Genomic DNA, 15,334 nt, shown 5'->3' with positions numbered 1-15,334 from the left:
GTGACGACACTGCCCTCTAACTGGCCTTTTCGAGTGACGCCGAACGCCCGGGAGGCCCCGGAGAAGTCGGGCCCGCCTTCAGGGCAATCCACCTGCTGAGCTGAAACCGATTTCGAAGAGGTCGTGAGAGAACAGCGGCGCGAAACGGGACGAGCCGGCGAAGTTCCCGGGTGTTGTAGGCCCGCTGCGGTCCCCTGTCCGCGGACCTTGTCGCCCGCTGTGCCCCCACCGAACTCGTCGAGGGAACCGGCGCGCGTCTCAAGGGCACGGCGCACAACTACTCCGCCAACCCACCGCCGGGTGACCGACTCCCAGTCGCCGCCGAACCCGGCGGCAACGCGTCTAGGGTGACGGGGTACCCAGCCTCTGCGGCGTGCGTGGTGGAGAGGGTCGGCGCGCTCCAGTGGGGAATTTCCCCGCGCTTACGTCCATGACAGGTCGGTCCTGAGCGGGTGTTTGCCAGTAGAGCAGGGATCGGCGGGCTGCGGCGGTGTCGGGGTGCTCCACTCCCAGCACACGCGTGAGATCGGTGACGAGTGCTGCCAGGTCGCGAGCGGCGATGTCCGGCCTTCCTGCTTCTCCGCGCCACCAGGCAAGTCCCGCACGGGCGGCCAGCGTGTCAGGATGCTCCGTTCCGAGGACACGTGCTCTGTCTGCGAGCAGCACGGTAAGCGCCTCTACGGCACCTGCGGCATCGCCGGCCACACCTCGCCATCGGGCGAGACCACTGCGCGTGGTGAGCGTGTAGGGATGGTCCGGGCCGAGGGTCCGCAGGCAGTCCGCGAGTATGTCGGCGAAGTCGTCCGCGGCACGTGTTGCATCCCCGGCGACTCCGGTCCACCGGGCGATGGCGCCGCGAGTACCGAGGGATTGCAAGTGGTCCGGTCCGAAGATTCGGGTCAGGTCGGTCAGCAGTTCCGTCAGGGCGGTCTTCGCTGCCAAGGGGGCGCCGGCAGTGCCCCGCCAGCGAGCGTGACTCGCCCTTGCTGCGAGCGTGTGGGGGTGGTCGGGTCCTAGAACTCGCTCCAGGTCGTAGAGCAGTTCCTGTGTCTGGGTGGCCGCCTTCTGCCATTCTCCCGTGATGCCGAACCACCATGCCATGGTGCTCCGGGCCGTGAGTGTTTCCTGGTGGTCGGGACCGAGGACGCGGTGGAGGTCGGCCAGGAGAGACTCGGTCGCCGTTGCCGCGCCCCGCGGGTCTCCGGCAGCACCTTGCCAGTAGGCCAGACTGTTGCGGGCCGCCAGAACGTCAGGATGGTCCGGGCCGAGCGCGGCGGCCAGGCCGGCCACCACTTGGCTCGTCGCCGATGCGGCACCCGATAGATCGCCCGCTACTCCGCGCCACCATGCTGTGAGGTGCCGGCAGAAGAGGACCTCAGGATGCCGACGGTCGCCCAGTCGGGCTTCGGCTTGGGTGGTGAGCCGTGTGAAGTAGGCGTTCGCCAGTTGAGGCATTCCGCACTCCCCCAGGCTCGTTCCCGTGCGAAGCAGCAGTTCGTGGCAGCCGCTGCTCCACAGCGCTTCCTCGGCGTGATCCATGAGTGCTTCGGCGTTCGCGCGGAGCATCGTGGCGAGAGCGTCGTCATGGACGGTTGCGGGCGGCCAGGCGTGAAGCAGTGCGTCCGCGCAGGCACGAGCCACGGCTTCCCGGGTGACACCGGGGAGGGATTCACGGGTCGCTCTCTGCACCAGGGCGTGGATGCGCAGAGTTTCGGTTGGCTGACCTGATCCGTGGTCGGCCAAGCTCATTCTGTGTAGGCATCGCACGGCGTGCATCACGTCGTGGCCCGTCGGTTGGTCTTCCACGCCGGTGTGTGTCTCTGCTCTGCGTGTGACCAAGTAGGTCAGAACAGGGGGTGAGGTCAGGACACTCAGCGGGATCCCGTTCGGGTCCAGCACGCTCGCGATCTCCAGGAGGGGGCGCGCCAGGCCCGAGGGCGTGAGCCTGTCCGCTCGCTCGATGGCCAACCGCCACGTTGTTGCAATGCTGTTGTCCTGGTCGTCGGGCAAGCTGCCCTCCTCCGGGAAGAGGTCACGCAGTGCTTGGCTGTTGTCCTCCAAGCGCTCCCTGTACTGGGAGCAGGTGAACGCCATGTCCACGAGGAAGGCTCGGGCCTGTGCCAGCGCCAGCGGAAGGCAGCCCAGTTCGGTGACGAGCACGTCGACCTCGCCCGGATCTGGGACGGGGCCGTGCGCGGTCAGAGCTCGTGTGAAGTACGAGTGGGCCTCGGATGGGGTGAAGGGCCCAAGGCTGAACCGCTGTCTGAAAGGGCTGATCAGCGCTGCGTCACGGCGCCGGGTAGTGATGAGGACTCTCCCTCGACTGCTCGACTGCGCAGGAGGCCAAAGACCGCGCAGGTCAGCAGTGTTCGTCAGGTCGTCGAGCACTACGAGCCATCTACGGTCGGTGGTCTCGGCCCAGGCCAGGAACCGTGCGGCGGCTCCCTCCAGGTCTCGTCCATCGGCGCTCGCCACTTCCACGCCGGCACGGCCATAGCCTGTGATGAGGGACGACCGGCTGGATGCGTTGATCCATAGCAGCAGGTCGATGGATCTCGCCGTCCATGCCGCACGTGCGTAGTGGGCGGCAAGTTGCGTCTTTCCCACGCCTCCGGGACCGGTGATCACCTGGGTCCGCGCGAGCGTCTCCTCCTCGCCCAGAGCCCGCTGCAACCCCTGCACGGCACCGCGTTGTTCAAAGCAGTCGGCCTCTCGCGGGACGACGCCGATCCAGTGGGGCCGGCTCACCACCGGATTTCCCTGGTAGAAGTGGTTGTGCTGCTGGCTGCCGTCGCCGGTCTGGAACGCTGTTGGTGCGTAGAACTCGTTTTCGCAGGCCGTGCCGCGCACGCGGCCGGCCGGCTCCGGGGCTGTCACCCCGCGGGGCCGAAGTGATTCGTCTGCGAGCTGCCCTCGCCGGTCTGGAAGGGAGCCGCCGCTTGAAAATAGTTGCCCGTCACGGCACCACCGGCCGCTCTCCCATCAGCGATGTCGCTCTGCTGCAGCAGAGCGCCCACATTCCGCTGCTCCGGCTCGGACAGCAGCGGCAGCAAGACTCCTTGCACCAGCTGCCTGACCTCTGGGCGCAGGGACTCGTCGAGGGCGAGCAGAGCCTGTACGTTCGTTTGCCACAAAGCGACAAGAGCCCCGCTGCTTCCCTCCGCGACGTCAGCCGACGCGCCCAGCGCGTCGAGATCGCCGGCGACGGCCGCCGCCTGTCCCGGACGCACGCGGTGCCACAAGGCCACCAAGCCGTCACGCGCCTGCTGATAGCCATCGGTCGCTGCTAGTCCCACCAGCGCAGACGCTGCGGCCAACGTAAGTGGATCCATCGCCCCCCCTGTGATCCGACTGTTCAGTTACGCACGAAAGGTGACGCAGAGACCTCATTGTCCGTCGATGCCAACCGAATGGACAGCACTTCTCGAGAACTGAGTTCAGAGTCGGCCGCGGCCTCTGCACTGAGACCACCTGACCTATGAGGTGGTCATGTGACCACCCGGGGGTCCCTTTGGCTGCGTCGGCTTCACGCGAGAGCACTCATTGGTGGGTTTCGGCGTCACGCGCTGCCTGTCGAGCGCGTGAACGTTGGTGAGAAGCAGCAGCGACTCGCACCCGGCTCAGGTGCGAACCGCGCGAACGTGGTCGGCCGAGAGATGCAGCTCGTACGGCAGGCAGCAATCGGAGCACAGGGTCGCGACGAGGGTTCCGCAGGCGCACAGTTGGTTCATTCCGCCATCCGGGGTCGCTCCGCAGCAGGCGGGGGATGCGTGCTGCAGCTCCAGGCCGCGCGCATCGTCCGGGTTCATGACGATGTTGCCTCGCGGGCCTTGCGACACCAACGGCTTTCCATCCACGTTCCAGCGCCCCCCGCGGCGCGGCATCACAGGCCCGGGCACCTCAGCGACGACCAAGGGCGCACCGTACGGCTCCGTCTCGATCGCATAGCAGCCTGACGGCACGGTCGCCGGCGACGGGCCCGGCTCCTCTGCGTCCCACCACGCGTAGTACGGAGCCTCGGGAACAGCGGCCAGCCGTGTGAGCGGCCCCGTCAGCGCGACTCCACATGTCGTGCAAACGAACACCACCGCTTCGGCATCCGTAGCCCCGGAGACCATGTCCTGATCCTGGTATTGCTGATCCTGCATGCGCTGACGGTACGCGGCACGCAGCGTGCGTGCGTGACCGCCATCCCAACCCGGTCGGTCTCACAGCCCCTGCGCGGCCCGAAGTCGCTCAATCTGCCGGAGGACGGGACCCTCCGAAAGGCGCGGGTACGACTCCGGACCCATCTGCAACATGTCGACAATACACACGCCGACCCGGGCCACGATGCGATCCATGACCTCGGCGGGCTCGTCGGAGCCTTCCTCGATGAAGGTCATCCGGATGTGGATCGTGTCCTCGGGGAACCCCGCGCTGTCGAGGTCCTCGTACCGCACGGTGGCCTTGCGTCCGCCATAGCTGTCTGAGGGGCAGGCGGCAACGGCCGCGCGCAGCTGGGCGAAGGTCGTCGCGGCCCCTGTCGCCGAATGGGACGCGAGGAGGGTCACCTGCGGGCTCCCGGGTTCGGCGGAGTCGAAGGTCTGGGCGACGGCGGCCTGGGCGCCCTTCTGGTTGAGCAGGCCCCACATGGTGGGACACGGGGCAGGCGACGGCTCCGTCCGGGGTAGGGGCCTCAGCTCGGACGGGTGCACGTCCCGGATCCCGCGCTGGGGGTCCGGGACGCCGGCGGCCTCGCCCGGCTGCAGCACGAGCTCCCGCAACCGCGCGGTGTCCGGTACTTCGCCGACCGCCCCGCGCGTCGGCAAGGGAACGGAAGGGGACGGTGCCGGATCCGTCCGCGGCCTTGACGGGGCATCTTGCGTCCCTGCCGGTGCGTGGTCGGCAGTCACGGATGCCGGACCGCCGGAGCATGCGGAGAGCACAAGGCAGCATGCGGCCACCACCAGGACAGAGACATGGCGGTTGAACATGAGAGAAGCCCCCCGGAAACAAGTCAATCAGGATGATCCGCACCGAACAGTAGCCGTGCCCCATACCGTGGCTCCGACTCCCCCTCCGGTACTGGGTCCCTGACCGGCCGGACATCCTCCGTCTCGGCTCGAGCCCACCCCCAGGCGTTCCCCCCGACCCGGTCGCTCAGGTGCTCAAAGGACGGTGCGGACGTGTCCGCGCCACTCCGGAGATCAACAGCTACGACGTGGGACTGATGATCTGAACGCAGCGGACAATCATCCGCGCAGCTTATAGACGACCCGCCGCGGAAGTTGCGGCGCGGTGCCTCTGCACTGCCCCGGACCGGCGCACCTATCTCACTGAGACCGACGGCCCTCCAGAGCAGCCGAACTCAGCCTTCCTGAATCGACCAGTCTCCGTTCCGGCCGAAACCACCCTGCCTCGTCGTCCACCACGGCACGGAGATCCGTCGGTCCCGGATCGAGAACGGGTCAAGATCGCCCGGCTGTTCGCACCTGTCGGGGCGCCAGTCCACCCGCGGAAGCAACAGCTTGCTCCGCTCCCACGCCGCGCCCTCAACTCGCCTCGACCCGCCACAGGATCAACAACCAGACGGCTCGCGGCCCGATTCACGCGCCATGTCTGCCACAAACCGGCTCAGTCGATAGGTGCTCTGTTCCACGGGGCGCCGACACAGTGTGTCAATCCGGACGAGCGATTCGTCGATCCCCGCCTCCTGAAGACGGCGTACATACGCGCGCAGCTCCGCCTGGTCCTTGGTCTCAAGGACCACTTCCCACTGCCCTACGTCCGGCGCAGTGCGAGCAGCCAGCCGCTGCCTCCCGGCCTCTAGCCGCCGCTTCCGCTTTCCCTGTCCTGGCATCGACCCAGAATCGCTGGCCGACGCCAGCACGACAAGTGATTGCGCCGAAAGACCAAAGGCATGCGTCTGCTCAAGAAGTTGACGGCTACGGCTGTGGCCACAGCAGCGATCGGCACCGCCTTCGCCACCGCGGCCCCGGCCTACGCGGCAGGTGGCACGGCGCCGTCGTGCATCGTGCGCTCGGTGCACAACGATCAGGACGGGTTCAGTGTCATCCTCGTCAACAAGTGCGGCAGGACGATGCGTGTGCAAGTCGTCGTGTCCTACGCCCCCGACGGCCCGTGCTACACCATGGCGGCAGGGGCGCAGGAGTACTACAGGTACGACGGAACCTGGGGCCTGTACGACCGAACGGCCGTGTGCTGACGGTTGACGTGCATCGGGGCCCCCACTTCAGCAGGGTGGGGGCCCCGTGAATTCCGCAATCACGCCGCCGCGACGACGCCGGCCTCGGTCAAGTACGCCCCGCAGCTGGTGCAGCGTGCGCGGGGTGCCGCCCCGGCGCCACCGTGGATCTCCATCGTCCCGCCGCAGGTAGGTGCGGGCGCGCCGGCTGCGCAGCTCGGCCTCGGCGATCGTGGGGGCGCCGCGGTGCGTGATCGCGGGGTAACCAAGGCGTGCGGCGGTCTCGGCCGGGGTGAGCTCGGGCTGCGCCTCGACGAGGTCGGCAATGCGGCGGCCGCGGAGCTGGGGCACCCAGCTCGTGGATAGGCGCGGTCTCGGGGTGGGTCGTCAGCAGCCGGGCCTCGAAGGAACCCTGGAACCCGCCAGCGCTCCCATCGCCGACTCTTGGTTGAAAGGTGTACCGGTCGGACGAGAAGAGGCCCCGCCGCACGTCCTCCGAGGCGGCGGTCGTCCGAGGCGGTCCGGGAGGGTGCGCGCCAAGTGCCGGGTAGGGCCGCCGGCTTGAGGTCCACTGCGCTGGGGCGCTCCTTCTGCAGTCACTCCCAGTCTGACCCTGGGCGCCGGGGCCGGCAAACGCGGTCCGCGCGGGGCGCCGCACCGGCTCGGCGCGCCGCCACCGGTGTCCTGTCGTACGGTGGAAGACGCCTGCTCGGCTCGGTCGTGCCCGCCAACGCACCCTGGGAGAAGAGCAGATGTCGACGGTCACTCTTTCTCAGCTGCGGCTGCTCGGCCAGTTCCGTCCGGAGTCCACCGCCGGGCCGGTCGATCTGTGCGGCAACCCGCAGCGGCTCCTCGCCTTCGTGGGGCTGCGTGGGCACGTCAGTCGCAGCGGCCTCGCCGCCCTGCTGGACGGCGGTGAGCTGCTGCCCGGCTGGTACGAGGCGTGGGCACTTCTCGAGCGTGAGCAGCTGCACGCGCTGGACGCCCTGGCTGACCGGCTGACCCGGCAGGGCAGCCCGGCTCCGGCCCTGGAGGCGGCGCTTGCGAGCGTACGGATCGAGCCGCTCCGGGGATGCGCACACCGGGCGGCACACCGTCGGAGGGCAAGGTGATCAAAGCCGCACGGCACTACCGCGCGTACCGGCTGCCCTCCGGGACGAGCTGGACCTGGAGCCGTCGGCTCAGCTCGCCCGGATGATTCCGGCGGCCCACCGATGACGGCGTGATGACAAGACGCCCAAAAGGCGACACGGAAGGGGCTATCCATGACGTCGCTTCTCGAATACCGGAGCAACCGGATCGTCGAACTGATGGAGGAGCCCGCCGAGCGCCGCGGCGCCGACTGGCTGAAGGAGTCGCTTCAGCAGGCGATGATGCTGGAACTCGCCACCCTTCCGCCGTACTTGTCCGCAATGTGGTCCATCGAGCCCCAGAGCGGAGAGGTGTTGAAGGCGTTCAAGCGGATCGTCTTCGACGAGATGTCCCACCTCGGCCTCGCCGGGAACATGCTCACCACCATCGGCGGAGTCCCCCGCCTCGGCGACGTGCACACGGTGCCGAAGTACCCCGGTCCGCTGCCCGGCGGCGTACGTCCGTCGCTGACCGTCTTCCTGAGCGGGCTGTCGAAGGAGTCCCTGGATCTGTTCGCGCGGATCGAGGAGCCCGACGACCCGATCGCGGAGGCCCGGTCGCACACCTCCATCGGCGCGTTCTACACCGCGATCCTGGAGGCGTTCCAGGACCACGCGGAGCTGATCACCGGGGCTCACCAGCTCATACGGGACATGCAGCACCATGGCATAGGAAACAGCCTCGTGGCACTCAACTCGCTCGCCGACGTCGAGGCGGCCATCGAGGTGATCAAGGAGCAGGGCGAGGGCACCTCCGCCTCGCCGAAGAACCCGCACCCCGGGGTGGCCGGCGAGCTGGCCCACTTCTTCGTCTTCCGGGAGCTCTTCCACGGCCGCAAGCTGGTCAAGGTCGCCGAGAACCCGGACCGGTGGGAGTTCACCGGGGACGTCATCGCGATGCCCGGCACCCGCCCGATGGGCACGGTGCCCGACGGCGGTTGGGGAGCGCCGGGACAGCCGACCCCCGACGCCGAGACACAGGACCTGCTGAACCAGGGCAACCGGGCGTACAGCCGGATGCTGGACCTGCTGGAGGACGCCTGGCAGGCGAACGACCCGGACACGGCGACCGGCCTCCTCGACGAAGCCGTTTCCACGATGCTCGATCTCAAGGGACCGGCTCGGGCCCTGATGCTCCGCGAAGTCCCGGGCGGCCACGGCAAGACCTACGGACCGGAGTTCCGGTACATCGACGACTAGAACCGGCCGGCAGGCTGGCCCGGTGAGGAACGAGTGCCATGAGCGAGCAGGGCTCGGGCTCGGGTGAACGGCCCTTCGAGGTCCCGCCGGATCTGCCTGCGGAAGGCACCCCGGGCCAGGAACCGGGAGCTTCCGGGTGGCCCTGCACCCGCCGCCGGAGGCGAGCAGGTCGGCGGTGGAACAGGCGAGCGGTCTGAGCGACTTCAGAATCCGCAGCGTGCGTGACGAAGCCGCTCATCGCCGCCGTGCTCGCTCCAGGCTGCACCGACTCACTCCCGCGCCATGGAGAACGTAGTCTCTGCCTACGCGCCAGCCAGCATGCAGGAGCGGCGGTAGCCGACGCGCGGTACCTCCCCAGCACCGCGGGGAACGAGCGCCGTTGTCAGGCTCGGCGCCTGAGGGCGTGGAAGGTGACGCCGCCGAGGACAAGGACCCCGGCACCGATACCGGCCGGCAGCGCGACTATACCCATGGGCGAGTCGTCGTCCTCCGCCGCAGCCGTTGTGCCGCTGGTCCCGCCCTGGTCGCCGTTCCCGTTCGCACCGGACTGCGAGGGGCCCTGGGCCGCCTCGTCGCCGAAGGAGAACACCGGGCCCTTTCCGTCGCGCGGTGTGCCGGAGATGTCCACGGTCAGCGAGATCGGTACGACGATGCCCTTCGCCTCGTCGTCCGGCTCGGCGACCTGCGCCTGGATGTAGTACGTGCCGGGCACGTCGTAGCCCTTGGAGTCGGGGCTCTTCCCGCTGTCCTGCTCGGTGATCTCCCAGGGCCCGCAGGCCCGCTCGATGCGCCCCGTCCGGCCCGCGAAGAGCTCGGTGGAGTCATGGTCGTCGTTGCACTGTGTCGACTCACGCTGGGCGTTGTAGAGGTCGACGCTCCATCCGGTGGTGGCGGACTTGGGGAAGTCGGCCGGGATGTCCACGCCTGCCTTGACCGTCAGCTTCTGGCCGGGCTTCAGCTCCACCCGCCAGAAGGGGGCCTCGCCGACGGCGATGGACTGGCGGTGGGTGCCCGGTCCGATCGGGGTGGCGCTGTTGAAGGAGAAACCGCCCTCGGCGTCGGTTCCGGTGCGGGGCTTCGGAGTCCGCGCGCCGGCGGCCTGGGTCGTCTTGTCGGCGATGCCGACGAGCAGCTCGACGGGCATCGGTTTGTCGCCGGAGTCGGTCACGTCGTTCTCGACCATGATGCAGCCGATGTCGTCCGGCGCGGGCTTCTCGTTGCCCTCTCCGGGCTTGCTGCGGCCTCCGGCGGTGATGATGTTCGCCCACCCCATCGACTGAGTGAACTCCCTCAGCCACGCGCGGGGTTCGCCGTCGCCCGCAGGGCCGGCCGCGACGGTGATGAGGGAACCGCGCTCGTACCCTTCCTCGGCGACTGCCGTGGCGCTCACCTGGAGCAGCTGGTCGGGGCGCTTCTTGACCTTGTAGTAGAGGTCGCGCCCACCGGTGAACTTGTCCAGGTACTGGCCGGGGGTGACCAGCGGAGCGTTCTGGCAGCCGTCGAGGGAGCCCGCGACCGGCTTTCCGGTGGCGTGGTAGGTCCGCCACGCCTTGCGGAACAGGGCGCCCAGATTGGCCGTCAGCGAGTCGGCGTCGTCGGCGTCCGCGTACGAGCCGTCGGTCACGTCGGCGATGCACTTCAGCTGCGCACGTGCCGGGGAGGGCGTCTTGAAGCTGACCACGTCCACGGCGAGGTCGACGCCCTGCGCCTTAAGTTCGCGGGCCACCTCGCACGGGGGCGGCGGCGCGCAGGTGTCCTCGCCGTCCGAGATCAGGATGATGCGGCGCTTGCCGCTCGTGCCGAGGTCCTTGGCGGCTTCGCGGAGCGAGACGCCGATCGGCGTGAACCCGACCGCCTTGAAGGCCGCGACCTGCTTCTTGGCGTCGGCCCGCGCTGCCCGGTCCATCGGCGCGACCGGCAGGACCTGCTGCGTGTCGGTGCAGCCCTTCATCTTGTCCTGTCCGGGATACGTGGCGCCGTAGACGCGCAGTCCCAACTGAGCTTGCTCGGGGGCGGTGTCGATGATCCGGGTGACCGCCTGCTTGGCGGCGGCGAGACGGGTCTGGCCGCCGGCGTCGTTCGCCTTCATCGACCCGGACAGGTCGAGAACCAGGTCGATCCGGGCGGACTCCGGGGCCTCGGGCGCTGCGGGGGCGGCGCTCGCGGACGCCGCCGGCGACAGGAGCACGCCGAGCATCAGTACGGACACAGCGGCGAGCACGCGTCGACGGCGTGGTCTCGGAAACATGAACGTGATCTCCAGGAGGTTGTGTTCCGTCCCCTGCGGCACCTGACGGCCAGGGGCGCTCGGGGACGGTGGGACGTGAGGGTCAAGGCGGTCTGAGCGGCTCTGCTGATCAATGGGTTTGTGCGTGTTACCCGAACCCGATTCATTGGACGATGTGCATATGCGAATGGTTCCCGGCATTTCCGACGACCGCAACTCTGTTGTCTTGGGTGCAGCGAGGCAGAGCGCGACGGGAGAGCCGTTTCGATCGCAACCCCGATCGGGCTGCCTCCCTACAGCGGAACCGGGACGCGGGCACCGCCACAGCAACTGGAAGGGGAGGGCCACAATTCAGGCGCCGCTCGCGTCACAGCGATCGGGCTGCCCCGTTCGGCCCAGACCGCGGCCGCGTTCACGTTGATTCGGCCGCCGGCAGGGCAGCGTGGTGAACGAGTCCGTCCGGGAGTCCTTCGCACGTCGACCGGGCGGACCGCTCGTCGTAGTCCTCAGAGAGTGCGCAGAACGGCGACGACCTTGCCGAGGATGGCTGCGTCGTCGCCCGTGGTCGGCTCGTCCGCCGCGTTGTGCGGCAGGTGGCCTCGCCGCCCAGGAGTGCGGCAACGATGTCGCCGTGGTCGGCGGCGCCCTGGTGCCGGACGGTCAGGATGTCTCCGTCGCAGAGGGCAGCCTCGATGCGGTGATGCGCTACGGCACGCCGACACCCGAGGACCAGGTGTGCTTGGCGTAGGCGAAGCGGTCGACCTCGCTCGCCCCCCTGGATCCAGCGCTCTGGACCAGGGGCGTTCCGCGCCGACGGCGCTGCGGGCGCGGGGCCCGAGTGGCCGTTCGATCTTCCAGCGGCGCCGCCGAGGCGTGCGCCGGACTCGATGTCGGGCCACGCGATGCGCGCGACGAGCCCGCGCTCACGCAGCCAGGCCGGGTGTTCGGCGGAGAAGTACACCTTGTCCGCGCGGAGTTCGACGGGTCGGCGCCGCCGTGGTTCCCCGACGCTGTCGTGCATGTTCACGCCGGACATGGCGACGGCGAGCGGGATGCCCTGGGCATCAAACAGCACGTGCAGCTTGCTGCGCCCCCTCCTCGCCGCGATCGACCGGGTTCGGCCCGGCCGGCGATCCCCCTCTTCGGCGTGAACGGAGGCCGCGTCGACGATCGCCGAGGTCCAGTCCACCTCGCCCCGGCCCCGAGTTCGTCCAGCACCCGCCCGGTGCAGCCGACGCCACAGGCCGGCCTCGGTCCATACCGTGCGAACAGCGAACGACGGCAGCAACGGGCTGCCGGCTCCCAGAGCTCATCCGGAACCGGACGCTTCGATGGATCGGCACCCACGACCGGCATCATCCGCGCGAACATCACGTCACGTGAGACACCTTCTAAGCCTTGATCGGTACGGCCGACCTGGCGGCCTGCTCGATCTTCGCGCAGTAGGCTGCACGGGCTTCCTCGTCGATCTGCTGCTCGTGTTCGGGGCGCATCCCGGTCCGGCCGTCGAGGCCCTCGCGCAGGATGTCGGCGTGACCGGCATGCCGGTTGGACTCGCCGAGGACATGGACCATGACGGCGAACAGGTTCGTGTTCGGATATGGCTCCGGCCACCACGGCACGTGGCCGGGGGCGTCGAGGGGAAGCTCGTTGATCGTCGCGTCCGAGTGTTCCCACGTGCGCAGGAAGAACGCGATGATCTGATCGCGAGTCTCGTCCTCGGTCGCCCACAGATCGCTGCCGTTGTGGTCCTGCCACCGGGGCAGCGGTTCCGGGGACGGGCGGTCGAAGACCTCGCCGAAGTACCTGGCCTCGACGGTGGCCACGTGCTTGACCAGGCCGAGGAGGTTGGTCCCGGTCGCTGTCAAAGGTCGGCGGGCGTCGTATTCGGACAAGCCGTCGAGTTTCCAGAGCAGCGCCTTGCGGTCCCGCCGCAGTCTCCCGTGCAGGTTGTCTTTCGCGAATTCATCGATCATGCGGCACGAGCCTGCCATGGGCTGCTCGTGGTCTCAAGATCGCGTACGTGGTCCGCAACGAATGACAGAGCCGAGGCCTGGCCATGGTCACCGCCTGACCTGCTACAAGAAGCTCGCGAAACGTGCCGCGTGAGACGACCTCTCAGCTCGTGGCCTTCGGGAATCCCTGTGCGTGTGCTTCGTCTATCAGGGATTTGTGCCAGCCGAGCCAGGCGTCCACTCCGATTCCGCCCTGGGGGTACCCCAGGTGGAAGAAGCGATCCAGGAACCACATCCGCCTGTCGTGGTTGCCGACTTCCGCGGTGACCAACGCTGGGCGGGCTGGGCCGCCCCAATGTGCGCCGCGCCGGTCCCCCGGGGGTCACCGCGGGTGCGTGGCCAGCCAGTGCCGGGCGATCTGTTCGCGCGTGGCGACCCACGCCCCGCCACGCTGCGCGACGTGCTGCAAGAAGCCGTCGAGCGCGCGAATGCGGCCGGGCCTGCCGATGATCCGGCAGTGCAGGCCGACGCTCATCATGCGGGGGCGTTCGGCGCCCTCGGCGTGCAGGGCGTCGAACGTGTCGATCAGATACGCGAGCATGTCGTCCGCGGTCGTGAACCCGTGGACGAGCAAGAACTTGAAGTCGTTCGCGTCCAGACTGTACGGCACCACTAGGTGCGGCCGGCCGGCCGCCTCGACGTAGAACGGCAGATCGTCCGAGTAGTCGTCGGAGTCGTAGAGGAAACCGCCTTCCTCGACGACGATGCGCCGTGTGGCGTGGCTTGTCCGGCCGGTGTACCAACCCACGGGCCGGCGTCCGACGAGCCGCTCGATCGTCGCTGCTGTGCGTGCGACATCGCCGCGCTCGACGTCCTCGGGCACGGCGCGGTAGTCGATCCAGCGCCAGCCGTGGCCGGCCACCTCCCAACCGGCGGCGCCCATCGCGCGCGCCGCATCCGGGTTGCGCTCAAGAGCCTGCCCCACCGCGTGGACGGTCAGCGGCACACCGTGCGCCACGAGCGTGCGATGAATGCGCCAGAACCCCGCCCGCGCACCGTAGGCGAACATCGACTCAACGTTCAGATCACGTCCGCCGGCCACCGGCGGCGCGCCGACGACCTCATGCAGAAAGCCCTCTGAGGACATGCCACCGTCAAGGACGTTGTGCTCGCCGCCCTCCTCGTAGTTGAGGACGAGGCTGACGGCCACGCGGGCGCCGCCGGGCCAGGCGGCACGCGGCGGCTCGGCGCCGTAACCGACGAAGTCGCGCTGATGGTCGGACACGGCGGCACCCTACCGTCGATCCACCACCGTCCTGACGAGGCGCAGCGGCGCCGCCTCGGGACCTGTGCGGCGGGCGCCTCGCGGGCGAAGGGCCGGATTCGTGATCTGATGCAGTCAGCCCGCGCTGCTGTCGAATCCCCTCTCGGATGGCCCGATGAGCACTCCGCACACCCCGGCACCGTTGCCCTCGCCCACGTCGGAGCCGGGGCCCCGGCACGCCGGATGGCTGGAACTCTTCTTCGACCTGGTCTTCGTCGCCGTCGTCGCCCAGCTTTCGCACGGCCTCCACGGCGATCCCGGCTGGCGCGAGTTCGCCGTGTTCCTCGGCCTCTACTTCCCACCCTGGTGGATGTGGGCGAACCTCACGGTCTCCGCCAACCTCTTCCAGGACGACAGCGCCCGCCGTCGCGTCGTCATGCTGATCGCGATGTTGTGCCTCGCCGTGATGGCCGCCGCGGTGCCCGAGGCCGACGGGGACCGGGCCCCCGCGTACGCCCTCGGCTACGCGGGCACCCGCCTCGTCCTGCTCGCCCTGTGGTGGCCCGCCACCCGCTTCCCCGCGCCCCGTACCCTGCCACGCTGGCGGCCGCTGACCTACTGTCTGCTCTCCGGGGTGCTCTGGGCCGGCTCGGCGGCGGTTCCGGCTCCCTGGCGCTACGGGGTGTGGGCCGTCCTGCTGCTGGCGGAGATGGTCCTGCTGCTGACCGCGCGCGGGAGAGGCATCCCGGGCCGGGTCCACACCGGACACCTGGTCGAGCGGGTCGGACTGTTCGTGATCATCGTCCTCGGCGAGTCGGTGCTGGCACTCATCACCTCTACAGACCACACCTGGACTGCCGCCGCCGGGGTCGTAGCTGTGCTCGGGTTCGTTCTGCTGGCCGCGCTGTGGTGGTCCTACTTCGACTTCGCCTCGACGGCGGCCGAGCGCGTCATCGGCGCCGCCGGCACCCGCGAGGCCTACTTCCTCGCCCGTGACGTGGGCGGCTTCCTGCACTTCTTCGTCACCGCCGCCGTCATCTCCATGGCCGCCGGACTGGCCACCGCCGTGGAGGAGTCCGGCCACGACCACCTGGCACGGGGCGCGGTCTGGGCCCTCGCCGGCGGGTTGGCCGTCTACCACGGAGCGCACGCCCTGATCGCGCTCCGGTTCGGCCGGCCCCTGCGTGAGGTGGCCGTCTGGGCACTGCCCGGGATCGGCATCCCTCTCCTGGTCGTCCTCGGCACGGACGTGCTCGCGCCCTGGCTGGTGGTCCTGCTCCTCGCGGCCGAGGCCATCGCCCACCTGCTGTATGCGACGGTCGCCCGGTCCCGCCGTCAAGCCGCCGACACCACGTAGCCCGCCCCGCGCGA

Annotated in this window: 12 protein-coding genes and 2 pseudogenes; 4 read left to right on the top strand and 10 right to left on the bottom strand. The window is 69.2% G+C overall.

The annotated features are described in order from the left end of the window. Positions 1 to 342: 342 nt before the first annotated feature. The 4 genes from ACGFMM_RS24910 to ACGFMM_RS24895 all read right to left on the bottom strand — a co-directional run bounded on the left by ACGFMM_RS24910 (position 343) and on the right by ACGFMM_RS24895 (position 4,634). Positions 343 to 2,850 (bottom strand): tetratricopeptide repeat protein, encoded by a 2,508-nt coding sequence (locus ACGFMM_RS24910; RefSeq protein WP_393648637.1) that lies wholly within the window; start codon positions 2,848 to 2,850, stop codon positions 343 to 345. Positions 2,851 to 2,873: 23 nt separating this feature from the next. After that, positions 2,874 to 3,317 (bottom strand): hypothetical protein, encoded by a 444-nt coding sequence (locus ACGFMM_RS24905; RefSeq protein WP_393648636.1) that lies wholly within the window; start codon positions 3,315 to 3,317, stop codon positions 2,874 to 2,876. A gap of 303 nt (positions 3,318 to 3,620) precedes the next feature. Beyond that, positions 3,621 to 4,148 (bottom strand): hypothetical protein, encoded by a 528-nt coding sequence (locus ACGFMM_RS24900; protein WP_393648635.1) that lies wholly within the window; start codon positions 4,146 to 4,148, stop codon positions 3,621 to 3,623. Positions 4,149 to 4,208: 60 nt separating this feature from the next. Beyond that, a complete protein-coding gene (locus tag ACGFMM_RS24895) occupies positions 4,209 to 4,634 on the bottom strand; it encodes a hypothetical protein (protein ID WP_393648634.1) in 426 nt (141 codons plus the stop codon). A gap of 1,268 nt (positions 4,635 to 5,902) precedes the next feature. Between ACGFMM_RS24895 and ACGFMM_RS24890 the strand changes: the two genes are divergently transcribed. Then, a complete protein-coding gene (locus ACGFMM_RS24890; RefSeq protein ID WP_393648633.1) occupies positions 5,903 to 6,208 on the top strand; it encodes a beta-Ig-H3/fasciclin in 306 nt (101 codons plus the stop codon). Between the two features lie 27 nt (positions 6,209 to 6,235). On the opposite strand, the gene ACGFMM_RS24885 is transcribed toward ACGFMM_RS24890, so the two are convergent. Next, positions 6,236 to 6,538: a hypothetical protein gene (locus tag ACGFMM_RS24885; protein ID WP_393648632.1), complete on the bottom strand. Its 303-nt coding sequence runs from the start codon at positions 6,536 to 6,538 to the stop codon at positions 6,236 to 6,238. Positions 6,539 to 6,939: 401 nt separating this feature from the next. On the opposite strand from ACGFMM_RS24885, the gene ACGFMM_RS24880 reads away from it, so the two are divergent. Beyond that, positions 6,940 to 7,299, top strand: coding sequence for a hypothetical protein (locus ACGFMM_RS24880; RefSeq protein WP_393648631.1), 360 nt, complete (start codon positions 6,940 to 6,942; stop codon positions 7,297 to 7,299). A 153-nt stretch (positions 7,300 to 7,452) separates the two neighbouring features. Then, positions 7,453 to 8,517: a ferritin-like protein gene (locus tag ACGFMM_RS24875; RefSeq protein WP_393648630.1), complete on the top strand. Its 1,065-nt coding sequence runs from the start codon at positions 7,453 to 7,455 to the stop codon at positions 8,515 to 8,517. Positions 8,518 to 8,899: 382 nt separating this feature from the next. On the opposite strand, the gene ACGFMM_RS24870 is transcribed toward ACGFMM_RS24875, so the two are convergent. From ACGFMM_RS24870 to puuE, 5 genes and pseudogenes are all read right to left on the bottom strand, one after another. Beyond that, a complete protein-coding gene (locus ACGFMM_RS24870) occupies positions 8,900 to 10,738 on the bottom strand; it encodes a VWA domain-containing protein (RefSeq protein ID WP_393648629.1) in 1,839 nt (612 codons plus the stop codon). A 512-nt stretch (positions 10,739 to 11,250) separates the two neighbouring features. Further along, positions 11,251 to 11,459: pseudogene (locus tag ACGFMM_RS24865) on the bottom strand (LexA family protein); the annotation flags it as partial. Between the two features lie 210 nt (positions 11,460 to 11,669). Continuing rightward, positions 11,670 to 11,933 (bottom strand): annotated as a pseudogene (locus ACGFMM_RS24860) (transposase); the annotation flags it as partial. A gap of 202 nt (positions 11,934 to 12,135) precedes the next feature. Further along, positions 12,136 to 12,720 carry a DinB family protein gene (locus ACGFMM_RS24855; RefSeq protein ID WP_393648628.1) on the bottom strand — a complete coding sequence of 195 codons (585 nt, stop codon included), beginning with the start codon at positions 12,718 to 12,720 and terminating at the stop codon, positions 12,136 to 12,138. Between the two features lie 361 nt (positions 12,721 to 13,081). Continuing rightward, positions 13,082 to 13,984 (bottom strand): allantoinase PuuE, encoded by a 903-nt coding sequence (puuE, locus tag ACGFMM_RS24850; RefSeq protein ID WP_393648627.1) that lies wholly within the window; start codon positions 13,982 to 13,984, stop codon positions 13,082 to 13,084. A gap of 154 nt (positions 13,985 to 14,138) precedes the next feature. Between puuE and ACGFMM_RS24845 the strand changes: the two genes are divergently transcribed. Continuing rightward, a complete protein-coding gene (locus tag ACGFMM_RS24845; RefSeq protein WP_393648626.1) occupies positions 14,139 to 15,320 on the top strand; it encodes a low temperature requirement protein A in 1,182 nt (393 codons plus the stop codon). The last annotated feature ends 14 nt before the right edge of the window (positions 15,321 to 15,334 follow it).

This window comes from Streptomyces sp. NPDC048604 (assembly GCF_043199435.1).
Classification (GTDB): domain Bacteria; phylum Actinomycetota; class Actinomycetes; order Streptomycetales; family Streptomycetaceae; genus Streptomyces.
Note: the sequence above shows the minus strand (reverse complement) of the source record. Positions and strands in the feature narration are given on the sequence as shown.

Coding starts and splice junctions, on each gene's coding strand:
- ACGFMM_RS24900 (WP_393648635.1), bottom strand. CDS start 4,148: ATGCAGGATCAGCAATACCAGGATCAGGACATGGTCTCCGGGGCTACG.
- ACGFMM_RS24895 (WP_393648634.1), bottom strand. CDS start 4,634: ATGTGGGGCCTGCTCAACCAGAAGGGCGCCCAGGCCGCCGTCGCCCAG.
- ACGFMM_RS24890 (WP_393648633.1), top strand. CDS start 5,903: ATGCGTCTGCTCAAGAAGTTGACGGCTACGGCTGTGGCCACAGCAGCG.
- ACGFMM_RS24880 (WP_393648631.1), top strand. CDS start 6,940: ATGTCGACGGTCACTCTTTCTCAGCTGCGGCTGCTCGGCCAGTTCCGT.
- ACGFMM_RS24875 (WP_393648630.1), top strand. CDS start 7,453: ATGACGTCGCTTCTCGAATACCGGAGCAACCGGATCGTCGAACTGATG.
- ACGFMM_RS24855 (WP_393648628.1), bottom strand. CDS start 12,720: ATGATCGATGAATTCGCGAAAGACAACCTGCACGGGAGACTGCGGCGG.
- ACGFMM_RS24845 (WP_393648626.1), top strand. CDS start 14,139: ATGAGCACTCCGCACACCCCGGCACCGTTGCCCTCGCCCACGTCGGAG.